The sequence below is a fragment of the Jiella sonneratiae genome (genome assembly GCF_017353515.1).
In the GTDB taxonomy this organism is placed as follows: Bacteria; Pseudomonadota; Alphaproteobacteria; order Rhizobiales; family Rhizobiaceae; genus Jiella; species Jiella sonneratiae.
On sequence record NZ_JAFMPY010000035.1, the window covers coordinates 10,947 to 23,717 of the forward strand.

7 protein-coding genes are annotated in these 12,771 nt (G+C 69.2%); all 7 read left to right on the forward strand.

Annotation, left to right across the window (positions count from 1 at the left end):
* The first annotated feature begins 23 nt into the window (after positions 1–23).
* The 7 genes from J1C47_RS21580 to J1C47_RS21610 all read left to right on the forward strand — a co-directional run bounded on the left by J1C47_RS21580 (position 24) and on the right by J1C47_RS21610 (position 12,604).
* A complete protein-coding gene (locus J1C47_RS21580) occupies positions 24–2,366 on the forward strand; it encodes a molybdopterin-dependent oxidoreductase (RefSeq protein ID WP_207352877.1) in 2,343 nt (780 codons plus the stop codon).
* Positions 2,363–4,744, forward strand: coding sequence for a molybdopterin-dependent oxidoreductase (locus J1C47_RS21585; protein WP_207352878.1), 2,382 nt, complete (start codon positions 2,363–2,365; stop codon positions 4,742–4,744). The genes J1C47_RS21580 and J1C47_RS21585 overlap by 4 nt, the downstream gene beginning before the upstream one ends.
* Positions 4,745–4,866: 122 nt before the next feature.
* Positions 4,867–5,625, forward strand: a complete 759-nt coding sequence (locus J1C47_RS21590) for an IclR family transcriptional regulator (protein WP_207352879.1) — start codon at positions 4,867–4,869, stop codon at positions 5,623–5,625.
* 237 nt (positions 5,626–5,862) lie between these two features.
* Positions 5,863–6,888: a hypothetical protein gene (locus J1C47_RS21595; protein ID WP_207352880.1), complete on the forward strand. Its 1,026-nt coding sequence runs from the start codon at positions 5,863–5,865 to the stop codon at positions 6,886–6,888.
* A 241-nt stretch (positions 6,889–7,129) separates the two neighbouring features.
* Positions 7,130–8,317 carry an EAL domain-containing response regulator gene (locus tag J1C47_RS21600; protein WP_207352881.1) on the forward strand — a complete coding sequence of 396 codons (1,188 nt, stop codon included), beginning with the start codon at positions 7,130–7,132 and terminating at the stop codon, positions 8,315–8,317.
* A 47-nt stretch (positions 8,318–8,364) separates the two neighbouring features.
* Positions 8,365–11,118: an ATP-binding protein gene (locus J1C47_RS21605; protein WP_207352882.1), complete on the forward strand. Its 2,754-nt coding sequence runs from the start codon at positions 8,365–8,367 to the stop codon at positions 11,116–11,118.
* Between the two features lie 139 nt (positions 11,119–11,257).
* Positions 11,258–12,604 carry a TadE/TadG family type IV pilus assembly protein gene (locus J1C47_RS21610; RefSeq protein WP_207352883.1) on the forward strand — a complete coding sequence of 449 codons (1,347 nt, stop codon included), beginning with the start codon at positions 11,258–11,260 and terminating at the stop codon, positions 12,602–12,604.
* Positions 12,605–12,771 lie beyond the last annotated feature (167 nt).

A 12,771-nucleotide genomic window follows, 5' to 3' on the forward strand; every position in this document is an offset into this window, starting at 1 on the left:
GCGGGACGGCACGGGCGACGACCATGACACGCTTTCGTCAGCACAGCAGCCACTGGGGCGCGTTCACGGCGCGGATGCGGGACGGGCGGCTGGAGCTGAAGCCCTTCGACCGGGATCCCGACCCCTCGCCGCTTCTGGCCAACCTTGCGGCGGCGATCGACCATCCGGCCCGGTTGCGGCGGCCGCTGGTCCGTCGCGGCTGGCTCGACGACGGGCCGGGGCCGGATCCCCGCCGCGGCAGCGACGGCTATGTCGAGATGGACTGGGACGGAGCGCTCGCGCTGACGGCGGCCGAACTCCGCCGGCTCGGCGCCGGCCCGGACCTGCCGCAGGCAGGCGCCCTGCCCGGCGCGCAGGTCTTCGGCGGATCCTACGGCTGGGCCTCCGCCGGCCGCTTCCATCACGCCCAGAGCCAGGTCCACCGCTTCCTCAACACCGTCTTCGGCGGCTATGTCGGGAGCGTCGACACCTATTCGACCGGCGCGGGTTCGGTCATCCTGTCGCTGGTCTGGGGTCCCTCGCCGGTGCTGACCCGCGACCACCCCACCTGGCGCGAGCTGAAGGACGAGACCGAGCTCCTGATCGCCTTCGGCGGCCTGCCGCTGCGCAATCTCGCCATCAGCCCCGGCGGCAACAGCGAGCATGCCGCCCGGTCCGTGCTGGAGGCCGCCGCGAGGCGCGGCTGCCAATTCGTCTCGATCAGCCCGCTGGCCGACGACGTCGCCGACATCGGCGATCCCACCCGCCTTGCGCCCCGCCCGGCGACGGATACAGCGCTGATGCTGGGGATGGCGCATCGGCTGCATGCGACCGGCCGGGTGAACCGGGCCTATCTCGACCGCTACACCACGGGTTACGAGCGCTTCGAAGCCTATCTGACGGGCGCGGCCGACGGCGTCGCCAAGACGCCGGAATGGGCCGCCTCGATCTGCGGCATCTCGGCGAAGGACATCGCCGGCCTCGCCGACCGGGCCGCATCAAGGCGCACGCTCGTCACCGTCTCCTACGCCCTGCAGCGCGCCGAGAACGGCGAGCAGCCCGTCTGGATGGCCCTGACGCTCTCGGCGATGCTCGGCCAGGGCCACCTGCCGGGAGCCGGCTTCTGCTACGGGCTCGGATCGATCGGCAACATCGGCAAGGACAAGCTCGACGTGCCGCTGCCGACCTTTCCGCAAGGCCGCAACCGCGTCGCCGACTTCATTCCCGTCGCGCGGATATCCGATCTTCTGCTGAAACCGGGCGAGGCATACACCTACAAAGGCGAGACGCGGCACTATGCCGACATCCGCCTCGTCTACTGGGCGGGCGGCAATCCGTTTCACCACCATCAGGATCTGGCGAAGCTGCGGGCGGCCTTCGCACGGCCCGACACCATCGTCATGCACGAGAGCGTCGCCACCGCATCGACGCGCCATGCCGACATCGTCTTTCCCGCGACGATCACCGCCGAGCGCGAGGATGTCGGCGCCGCCGCCAACGAGCCCTTCCTGTTCGCGATGGAGCCGCTCGTCGAACGCCCCGAAACGGCCGGCTGCGGCCCGCGCGACGACTACGACCTCTTTTGCGCGCTGGCCGATCGCCTGGGTTGCGGTCCCGCCTTTTCCGAAGGGCGGAGTGCGGGAGAATGGCTCGCCGCGATGTACGAGCCGACGCGCGCCGCACTGGCGGCGCGCGGCCTCGCCGCGCCAGACTACGAAGCGTTTCGCGAGGGCGGGGTTCTCGCCCTGCCGCTGCGCGACGAGGAGGGCGCGATCCGCCGGTTCCATCGCGATCCGGCGGCCAACCCCTTGCAGACGCCGAGCGGCAGGATCGAGCTCTGGTCCGACGTCGTCGCCGCGGCCGGGCTGCCGGGCCATCCGGCATGGCTGCCGCCCCGCGAGTGGCTCGGCGCGCCGCAGGCCGCGCGCCACCCGTTCCAGCTCGTCGCCAACCAGCCGGCCAACCGGCTGCACAGCCAGCTCGACTTCGGCGCCACCTCGATGGCGGGCAAGACCGCCGGCCGGGAGCCCGCGCGGCTCAATCCCGCCGATGCCGCGCGTCTCGAGATCGCCGCCGGCGACGTAATCCGGCTGTGGAACGACCGCGGCGGCGTCCTTGCCGCGGCCGCGGTCTCGGCGGCGATCGCCCCCGGCGTCGTACAGCTCGCCACCGGCGCGTGGTACGCGCCGGTCGACCTTCCGGGCGTCGGGCCGACCTGCGTCAACGGCAATCCGAACGCGGTGACGGCCGACATCGGCGCCTCCCCGCTCAGCCAGGGCTGCGCCGGCCAGCTTTCTCTGGTCTCGATCGAGAAATGGCGCGGCGCGGTTCCGCCGGTCGTTCCCCACGCCGCCTTCGCGGCCGCCGAGAGGAGCGATCCGGCATGAGCGACATCCGCTATTCGGCCGCGCACTGGGGCATCTACGAGATCGAGGCCGGGCCCGAGGGCCCGCGGCTTCTGCCGATGCGCGAGGATCCGGACGCCTCGCCGATCGGGCTCCACCAGCTCGCGCCGGAACTTTCGGCCATGCGGGTGCGCCGCCCCGCCGTCCGCCGGAGCTTTCTCGACCACGGTCCCGGCGCCCGGACCGAACTGCGCGGCAAGGAGCCCTTCGTCGAAATCTCCTGGGACGAGGCCATCCGGCTGGTCGCGGAGGAGCTGACGCGGGTGCGCGCCCGCCATGGCAACGAGGCGATCTTCGGCGGCTCCTACGGCTGGGCCTCGGCCGGGCGCTTCCATCACGCCCAGAGCCAGATCCACCGCTTCCTCAACTCTATCGGCGGCTACGTCGCCCACCGCGACAGCTACTCGCTCGGCGCGGCGCGGGTGGTGCTTCCGCATGTCGTCGGCACGATGGACGAGCTGATGAAGAGCCACACCTCCTGGGACGTGCTGGCCGACCACTGCGAACTCTTCGTCAGCTTCGGCGGCGTGCCGGCGAAGAACGCCCAGATCAGCCAGGCCGGGGCCGGGCGCCACCGGCTGCGCGCGGCGCTCGAAAGAATGGCGCGCGCCGGATGCCAGTTCGTCAACGTCTCTCCGCTCGCCTCCGGCATCGAGACCGGCGGCCCGGTCGAATGGCTTGCCGCCCGGCCGGGCTCGGACACGGCGCTGATGCTGGGGCTGGCCTTCGAGATCCACGCAAGCGGGCTGCACGACCGCGAATTCCTGTCGCGCTACTGCGTCGGCTGGGAGCGCTTCGAGCCCTATCTGACCGGCGCTTCGGACGGCCAGCCGAAGTCGGCCGACTGGGCGGCGGAGCTCACCGGCCTTGCCGCCGGGCGGATCCGGGACCTGGCGCGACGCATGGGCGAAAAACGCACCATGATCAACGCCGCCTGGTCGCTGCAGCGGGCCGACCATGGCGAGCAGCCCTTCTGGATGCTGGTGACGCTCGCTGCGATGCTCGGCCAGATCGGGCTGCCGGGCGGCGGCTTCGGCCTCGGCTATGGCTGCGAGAATTCGATCGGCAGCGCTCACGCCCGGCTGTCGGGCCCGACGCTGCCGCAGGGGCGAAATGCCGTGCAGGCCTTCATCCCGGTGGCGCGGATCGCCGACATGCTGGAAAGGCCGGGCGACGGCTTCGCCTATGACGGCGGGCATTACCGCTATCCGGACATCCGGCTGATCTACTGGGCCGGCGGCAATCCCTTCCACCATCACCAGGATCTCGGGCGGCTGGAACGCGCCTGGCAAAAGCCCGAGACGATCGTGGTGCACGAGCCGTTCTGGACGCCGACCGCCCGGCGCGCCGACATCGTCCTGCCGGTGACGACGCCGACCGAGCGCGAGGACATCAGCTATGCGACGCTCGAAGGCTATCTCGTGGCGTCGCGGCCCGTCTCGCCGCCGCTCGGCGCGGCGCTGGACGACTACGAGATCTTTCGCCGCATCGCCGCCCATCTGGACGTCGAGGATGCTTTCTCGGAGGGACGCGACACGGAAGCCTGGCTGCGGCACCTTTATGACGGCATGCGCCGGCGATGGGCGGATGCCGGCGTGGCGCTTCCCGACTTCGACGGATTCCGGGCCGTCGGCCGGATCGACCTTTCGAGCCACGACGAGCCGGAACGCATCTGCCTCGAAGCGTTCCGCGCCGATCCGGCCGCTGCGCCGCTGCCGACGCCGTCCGGGCGGATCGAGATCCACAGCGAGACCGTCGCGGGCTTCGCCCTGGCCGATTGCCCGGGCCATCCGGTCTGGCTGCCGCCGGCCGAATGGCTGGGCGCCGAGCTTGCCGCCCGCTATCCGCTGCATCTGATCTCCGACCAGCCCGAGCGCCGGCTGCACAGCCAGCTGGACCCCTCGCCGCACAGCCGGTCCGGCAAGATCGCGGGACGCGAGCCGGTCACCATGCATCCCGCCGACGCCGCGGCCCGCGGCCTCAACGACGGCGAGGTCGTCGAACTCTTCAACGACCGCGGCGGCTGCCTGGCGGGCCTGCGTCTCTCCGAGGCGGCGATGCCCGGCGTGGTGCGGCTCGCGACCGGCGCCTGGTTCGATCCCGATCCCGAAACCGGACGGGACCGGCACGGCAATCCCAACGTCCTGACCGCCGATCGCCCGGCCTCGTCGCTGAGCCAGGGCTGTGCGGCCCAGAGCTGCCTCGTCGAGATCAGGCGGCCGCCGGAGACGCCGGGCCCGCCCCGCCCCTTCGTCCTGCCCGAATTGATCGCCGCGGCCGCGCCGGGCGAAGGCGCGGACCCCGAGCGCAGCGAAGCCGGGAGAAACGATCGTTCGGACGCCGCGGGACAGCCGCCGTGAGGAGGGTGCCCGGGCACCATGCCCGGAGCCCCTCCCCCTTTCCGGATCGGGGGGCCCGCCGAGCGATCCCGCCGTTGCGCGATCGGTCGGCGAACCATAATTACCATGCGAACAATCACCGGATGCAAAACGACGCGATGCTGGAAAACCCGCCGAAACTCAAGACCAAAGGCGTCGAAGCCGTCGACAAGGCTCTTCGGATCTTGAGTCTGTTCGGGTCGGGCAATCCGGTTCTGTCGCTCGGCGAGATCAGCGAGCGCAGCGGCCTCGTCAAGAGTTCCGCCCTGCGGCTGTTGATCTCCCTGCAGAATGCCGGGTTCATCGCCATGACCGAAGACCGGCGATACACGATCGGCGTGGAGATGTTCCGGATCGGACGGGTATACCAGCAGAGCTTCCAGCTCGAGGCTCTGGTCCGCCCCGTCCTGCAGAACATCGTGCGCCAGACCGGCGAGAGCGGCTCCTACTTTCGCCGCGAGGGCGACCGCAGGGTATGCCTCTATCGCGAAGACAGCGACCAGCCGCTCCGCGAGCACGTGATCGAGGGCGAAGCGGTGGAGATCGGCAAGGGCGCCGCCGGCCACGTCTTCAAGGAGTTCGGGCAATTCAGCGGCGACGTTCCGATCGCGCCGGAGGTTCTCGCGAGGCTCCCCATCGTCGTGCTCGGCGAGCGCGGTCCCGACATCGCCGGAATTTCCGCCCCGGTCTATGCGTTCAACCAGGGCATGATCGGCGCCATCGCCCTGTCGGGGCCGCGAAGCCGCTTCGTCCAGGAGCGGATGGACGGTCTCAAGCACCTGGTGCTGCAGTCGGCGAGCCAGCTCAGCGGCGCCTTGCGCTCGAACTTCTACCAGCGCCTCGCCGTCCCGGAAAATTCCTGACGCCATTGATCCCGAAGACGCTGCGCAGCATTGCCGGGCAGGGTCCACGACCGCTGCCTGCCCGGCCGTTTTCTCGCGCGAGACCCGCATCCTCCGGCATCGGCTGATGCCGTTCTGCAACAGCGGCGGCGCTCTCGTCGTCCGGCGGCCGCCGTGGTGCCGGCGGCCCTGCGATCGGGAAGCTTTCCCTGCCTTACGAAATATATGGTCGGCCAATCGTTCGGTGGGGAGGGAACCATGGGATTTCGTTCGTGCGGGCGGATGGGTCTCGTTGCATTGTCGGCGCTTCTGTCGTCGGTCGCCATGCCGGCCGTGCCGGCTTTCGCGGATGACGACGACAACGAGGCGGAGCGCGTCGAGACCGAGGACATCTTCGGCTTCACCGAGGGCGCGGACACCGGCGAGGCCGGCGAGCGCGAACTTGCCATCTCGCTGGAGACGCGCTTCGGCAAGGGACGCTTCTTCTCGGAAGAACCCGAGGACGAAGACCTCGCCGTGCTCCTGGCGCCGGCGGAGCAGCCGGACGACGGTCCGACGCGCTTCGTTTCCGCGACGGTGACGGCGGAAGCCGAATACGCCCTCACCGACCGGCTGAAGATCGGCGCGGAAATCGCCGGCGTCAGGTTCCGCCAGTCGAACGTCTTCGACCCGGGCGATTTTTCCAGCGGCGGGCTCGGGGGACTGGCCGGCGAGGTGAAATACCGCCTCCTCGACCGGTCGCAATCGCCGATCGGTCTCGCGCTCGCCGGCGAGGTCGAGTGGAGCCGGTTCGACGAGGTGGAAGGCGAGCGCGAGGACAGCCTCTCGGCCGGTCTGTCGGTGATGGCCGACGTCGAACTCGTCCCCGACCGGCTGTTTGCGGCGGTAAACCTCGTCTACGAGCCGGAATGGAGCATCGGCGGCGGTGACGATCCGCAGGAGGCAGAGGAAGAGGAGGAGGACGAAGGCTCCGGCCGGGAATCGTCCTTCGAGGCTTCGGGCGCCCTTTCGGTCAGGGTCGCCGACGGTCTCTTCCTCGGCGGCGAGCTGCGCTACCTCGTCGCCGGCGAAGGCCTCGCCTTCGAGAAGGTGAATGGCTCGGCGCTCTATCTCGGTCCGAGCCTCACCGCCTTTCTCGGCGAGGGCGCCCATCTGAAGGCCGCCTGGTCGACGCAGGTCGCCGGATGGATCGACGGCGACGACGACGAGGACGACGGCGGCGGGCTCGATCTCCGCGACTTCGAGCGCAACCGCCTGCTGGTCTCGGTCGGCTTCGAATTCTGATACGAGATCCGCTCGAACAGAGCGGGGCTCGTATCAAGCCCGCGCTGCGAAGGAGCGTCTTTGTTTCCGGCGTCAGGAAGTGATCTGCCGGAAACCGTATGACGAGGCCCCCGCGGGCCGGGCCGGCAGCGTTCTGCCTGCCGGTCCGACCCGGTCGGCGCGGCCCGACCGCAATCCGCCCTGATCATCATCCCGGTAACGAAGTTTTCGTTTCGGCGTGGCATCAAGGGGGCGGAGGCCGATGGTGACAACACGTCATATCCTGATCGTCGACGACGACCCGATCTTCACTGCCGTCGCAGAGAGCGTCATTCGTTCGGCGGGATGCCATCGCACGTCCGTTGCCGCCGACGGCAGAGAGGGCCTGGCATTGCTCGCGGCGGCCGAGCCGCCCGTCGACGTGGTGCTGCTCGACCTCAACATGCCGAATCTCGACGGCCTCGCCTATCTGCGTGCGCTCGGCGAGCGGGGCTATCGCGGCGCCGTCATCATCTCCAGCGGCGAATCCGGTGCGATCGTCGATGCGGCGCGCCAGCTCGGCCGCATGCTCGGCCTCCAGGTCTGCGGCGCCCTCGGCAAGCCGCTGCGTCGGGAGGCCTTCCTCGCCGAGCTCGCGGCCTGCGAGGCCGCCCTTTGCGAGACCGCCGCGGCGGCGGAAAGCCTCGCCGCGCCGCAGGCCGTGCAAGGCGAGATCGTCCCGCATTTCCAGCCGCAGATCGCCCTCGGCGACGGCCGGCTCGTCGGCCTGGAGGCCCTGGTTCGCCTGAAAACCCCCGACGGCCGCCTGCTCGGGCCGCCGGCCGTCTTCCATGCCGGCGTCCGCGATGCCGACCTGCCGATGCTGACACTGTCGATCGCCGACCGTGCGATGGCCGAGGCGGCGCGATGGCGCGCCGAGGGCCACGGACGCCGGCTGTCGATCAATCTCGACGCCCGGACCCTCGATGCCGCCGGCTTCCAGACCGATCTCCTGCGCCTTGTGGAAAGGCACGGGCTGGAACCGGGATCGGTGGTGTTCGAGCTGACGGAGACGGCGCTGCCGAAGTCGCTCACCGGCCTCGTCGAACAGCTCACGCGGATGCGCATGGCCGGTTTCGGCCTGTCGCTCGACGACTACGGGACGGGAACGGCGAACTACGCCCTGCTCCGCCTCTGCCCGTTCAGCGAGCTGAAGATCGACAAGTCCATCGTCCAGTCCGCCGCCCTCGACCGGGTCTCGCGCCTCTTCCTCATGTCCTCGGTCGCCATGGCCTCCGATCTCGGCATGGAGGTCGTCGCCGAAGGTGTCGAGACGCGCGAACAGCTGACGATGGTGGAAGCGGCCGGCGTGTCGATCGTGCAGGGCTTCATCTATTCTCCCGCGGTGCGGGCCGACCTCGCCTTTCCGAAGAGCACCTGGAGCTTCGAACCGATGCGCTCGACGGGTTGACGGCGATGCGGCGGGACGGTCCGGCATCCGAGGCGGCCAGACGCCTGGTGCCCTGGCGAACGCTCGGCTTCCGCCTGTCGCTGGTCGTCGTCGTGGCGGTGATCCTCGCCGTCGGCTGCACCGTCGGTTTCTTCCTCGTCCAGGATTTCCGCCAGACCGTCGAGGCCGAACGCAGCCGGCTGCGCAGTTCGGCCGCCGCCTTCGCGGCCGCTTCCTCGGCGGCCGTCGCCGCGAAAGACCGGCGCGGCGTGCTGCAGGTGATCCGCGGCATCCGCGGGCTGGCGCATGTCGACTATGCCGACGTCACGACGCCGGACGGCCGCCCGCTCGCCGAGATCGGCACGGCCGAGTCGCTGGTGAGTTCCGACAGAAGCCTCGGGACGGACGGCCTGCTGGCGATCTTCCTCGCCGACACGATCTCCGACCGCGTCGAGATCCGCGACGGCGGCGGGACGGTCGGCTGGCTGTCGATCCATGCCGACGTCGGCTGGCTGCGCGAGCGCTTCTGGAACGGCCTCCTGATCACCGTCCTGTTCTGTGCGAGCGTCCTCGTCCTCGCCGTCGCCGCCGCCTGGTGGCTGATCGCCAGGATCGTCCGGCCGCTGCGCAGCCTTGCCGACGAATTCACCAGCATCGGCCTGAAGTCCGATCTGTCCAAGCGTCTCGCCGCGTCCTCGAAGGACGAGGTCGGCGTCCTGTCCTCTGCCTTCAACGACATGTTCGCGCGGATCGAGGAACGCGACCTGTTGCTCCGGAGGCATCGCGAGACGCTGGAGGAGACGGTCCTCGAACGCACCGCCGAGATGCGCGCCGCCAAGGAGGAAGCCGAAGAGGCCAATGCGGCGAAATCGGAATTCCTCGCCACCGTCAGCCACGAGATCCGCACGCCGATGAGCGGCATGCTGGTGATGGCGGAAATGCTGTCGAAGGCGCCCCTCGCCGAGCAGCCGAGCCGCTATGCCGAGATCATCCTGAGATCCGGCCGCGGCATGCTGAACATCCTCAACGACATCCTGGATCTCTCGAAGATCGAGGCGGGACGCCTGGAACTCGAGGCGATCCCGCTCGCGATCGACACGCTCGTCGAGGACGTGGCCAGCCTCTTTGCCGAGCGGGCCCGGGAAAAGTCCCTGTCGATCGCGCTTCTCGTCGCCGCCGACGTGCCGCAGGAGATCGTCGGCGATCCGGTGCGGATCAGCCAGGTGCTCACCAATCTCGTCAACAACGGGCTGAAATTCACCCAGACCGGCGGCGTGACCGTCGAGGTCAGGTGCCTCTCGCCCCTCTCGGGCGGTTCGAGGCAAAGGCTCGGCTTCTTCGTCAGGGATACCGGGATCGGCATTCCGGCGGAAAGGCTCGACCGGCTGTTCAGCCGCTTCAGCCAGGCCGATTCGACGATCGCCCGGAAATTCGGCGGCACCGGCCTCGGCCTCGCGATCTCGCGGCAGCTGGTCGAGGCGATGGGCGGCACCATCCGGGCGACGAGCGAGGAACGGGTCGGTTCGTGCTTCTCGTTCGAGATCGACGTCGCGGTCGCGCGGCCGGCGACGGCTGCGGCCGGTCTCGACGATCGCAGGATCCTGCTCCTCGACGACGATCCCCTCACCCGGGCGGCGGCGGCGGCGATGCTGGCCGAGCGTGGCGCCACCGTCCTCGATTCCAGCCTCGATGACGTCGCGGCCGACGATGCGGCCGCCTGCGACCTCGTGCTCGCCTCCGGCGCGGCGCTGCGCCGGCACCGTGCGGTCGCGGCGCTCGGGCCGCGCTGCCCGGTGGTGCGGCTTCGCGCCGACGGGCCGGGGGCCGAAGCCGGCCCGAAGACGGGGCCCGAAACCGGTCTCGACGGCGAGATCGCGCTGCCGCTCAGACGCTGCGACGTCGCCCGCCTCGCCGAGTGTCTGCGCGCCGGCGATTTTTCGCCGCTGCGTCCCTCGGACGCCGGGCGGGTCGTCACGCAGGAAGTCGGACATCCGGATCTCAAGGTTCTGGTGGTCGACGACGGGGCGGTCAACCGCGAGGTCCTGAAGGAGGCGCTCGCCAGCTTCTCGGTCGCGGCGGCGCTTGCCGAGAGCGGCACGGACGCGCTGCGTCTCGCCGAAACCACCGCCTACGACGTCGTCTTCATGGACTGCTCGATGCCCGGGATGGACGGCTACGAGGCGACCCGCCGGATGCGCCGGCTGGAGGCCCGCATCGCCCGTCCGCGCGCGCTGATCGTCGCGCTGACGGCCCACGGGCGGGACGTCGACGCCGACGGCTGGCGGTCCGCGGGCATGGACGCCTACCTCACCAAGCCGTTCACGGTCGCCGAGATCGGTGCGGTGCTCGCAGCGGCAGGCCGGCCGCCCGCGGCGGCGGAGAGCGCGGACGAGACGCGCGACCCCCGCCAAGCCTCGGCACCGAACCATGATACGCACCCGGCATGGCGCGACATGCCGGTCCTCGACGGCGAGACCGTGGCGATGCTCAAGGAACTCTCCGATCGGCACGGCGCGGAATTCCTCGGCCGGATCGTCGGCCTGTTCGAAAGCAACGCGCCGCAAGCCTTGGCTGACCTTCGGGAGGCTGATGGCGATTACGCCGAGACGGCACGTCTCGCCCATGCCCTGAAGTCGATGTGCGGCAGCGCCGGCGCCGGACGGGCGGCGGCGATCGCGGCGGCGATGGAGGCATCGGCAAAGGCCGAAGAAACGGTCGCGGCCGAACTCTACGGCGCGCTGGAGACGGCACTCGAAGAATCGCGGCGGCAGCTTGCCGCTCTCGTCCCCCCGCCCCCGGCTTCCGCCGCGCGCCTCGGCTGAAGCGCCGGCCGGGCCGGGGCCTGCCGCAGGCTCGGTCCCTCGATTTCGAACATAATCAGTGAGCGTTTCTTAAGCAGTTGAATTAGCCCGCCTTTATGACTTTTTCGGCTAGTGATGGGTGAGAAAGAGACCCTTTGCGATGCCGAACCTTCTTCGATCGTTCATCACCTGCCGGCGCGGCAATTTCGCCATGCTGACCGCCCTCGCGATGCCGCTCATGCTGATGGCCATGGGCGGGGTCGTGAACTATTCCGTCGCTTTTTCCGCCCAGACCCGGCTGCAATCGGCCGCCGATTCCGCCTCGCTCGGCGGCGCGCGCGAGCTCTATCTCGCCAACACCCGGCCGGAAATTCTCCAGAGCACCATCGAATCCATGGTCGCCATGAGCCTGGGGGACGAGGCGAAAGGCGTGGTGACGAACGTTTCCTTCGGAACGCCCACCACGGACACCGCCGCCAAGGCCGAGGTCCTGACCGAGGTGACGGTCGAACTGTCGATGGACCTCCAGCCGGCCTTTCCGGTGCCCGGTATCGACGAGACGATTCGCACGATCAGCGCGCTCGCCACGGCGCGCGTCTCGGGCGGCGGGCGGATATGCATGATCGCCCTCGCAGCCACCGGCAACAAGAGCGTCGACATGTCCGGCGACGGAAAGATCATCGCCGACACCTGCGCCGTCTATTCCAATTCGGTCGCCAAGAACGGCGTTTCGGTGATGCAGGCGGCGAAGCTTTCCAGCGAGTTGACCTGTTCGGCGGGCGGCTTTGCCGGACCGGAGGCGAACTACGCGCCGCTGCCGCTCACCGACTGCCCGGGCGTCAAGGACCCGCTCGTCTCCCGGCCCTACGAAGCGCCGGCCCACTGCGACGACGAAAAGCTGACGATCAAGGATACCAACCGCAATCTCTTTCCCGGCATCTATTGCGGCGGCGTCAAGCTCACCGACAATGCCAACGTCGTGCTGCTTCCCGGCACCTACACCTTCTGGGACGGGGCGCTGAAGGTCGAAAAGGGCGCGAGGCTGACCGGCGAGGACGTCAGCCTGGTCTTCGTCGGGGACAAGGCCGGGCTGGAGATCAAGAACGACACCGAGATCGCGCTGTCGGCCGCCAAGACCGGCGTCATGGCGGGGATCCTGATCTATGCCGACCGCGATGCCGCCAAGGCGCGCAAGTTCAAGATCGAGAGCCGGAACGCCCGCAAGATGGTGGGCACGATCTACGTCCCCAACGACAAGCTGACGATCGGCGGCGACAAGGACGGCGACGGCCAGTGCGACCCCGACCCGATCACCGGCCTCGTCGAGGGGCTGCTCGGCTGCGACGCCGAGGTGGGCCAGTATTCCGAATGGACGGCGATCGTGGCGAAGGAGGTCGAGGTGACGTCCGGCGTCAAGCTGGTCCTCAATACCGATTACGAGGGGTCGACGGTGCCCGTTCCCGCCGGCGTCGGCCCGGTCGGCCGCAACATCGCGCTTTCCCGTTAGTCAGATAACAGTCATCTCGCTCGGACAAACGGTTTCGAGCTGAAGTTGCAATTAAATGTCCTGTTATCTGCAATTAGAGACGAAATTATACTTCCAGCTATCGGTTCAATATTTCGTGTGATGCCCTAGCGGTTTCCGATTTTAACGGTTGGTTACGCTCTGTAAGC

Bases quoted from the DNA above. Each gene is read 5' to 3' on its own strand.
- J1C47_RS21585 (WP_207352878.1), top strand. From the start codon at position 2,363: ATGAGCGACATCCGCTATTCGGCCGCGCACTGGGGCATCTACGAGATC.
- J1C47_RS21580 (WP_207352877.1), top strand. From the start codon at position 24: ATGACACGCTTTCGTCAGCACAGCAGCCACTGGGGCGCGTTCACGGCG.
- J1C47_RS21610 (WP_207352883.1), top strand. From the start codon at position 11,258: ATGCCGAACCTTCTTCGATCGTTCATCACCTGCCGGCGCGGCAATTTC.
- J1C47_RS21590 (WP_207352879.1), top strand. From the start codon at position 4,867: ATGCAAAACGACGCGATGCTGGAAAACCCGCCGAAACTCAAGACCAAA.
- J1C47_RS21595 (WP_207352880.1), top strand. From the start codon at position 5,863: ATGGGATTTCGTTCGTGCGGGCGGATGGGTCTCGTTGCATTGTCGGCG.
- J1C47_RS21600 (WP_207352881.1), top strand. From the start codon at position 7,130: ATGGTGACAACACGTCATATCCTGATCGTCGACGACGACCCGATCTTC.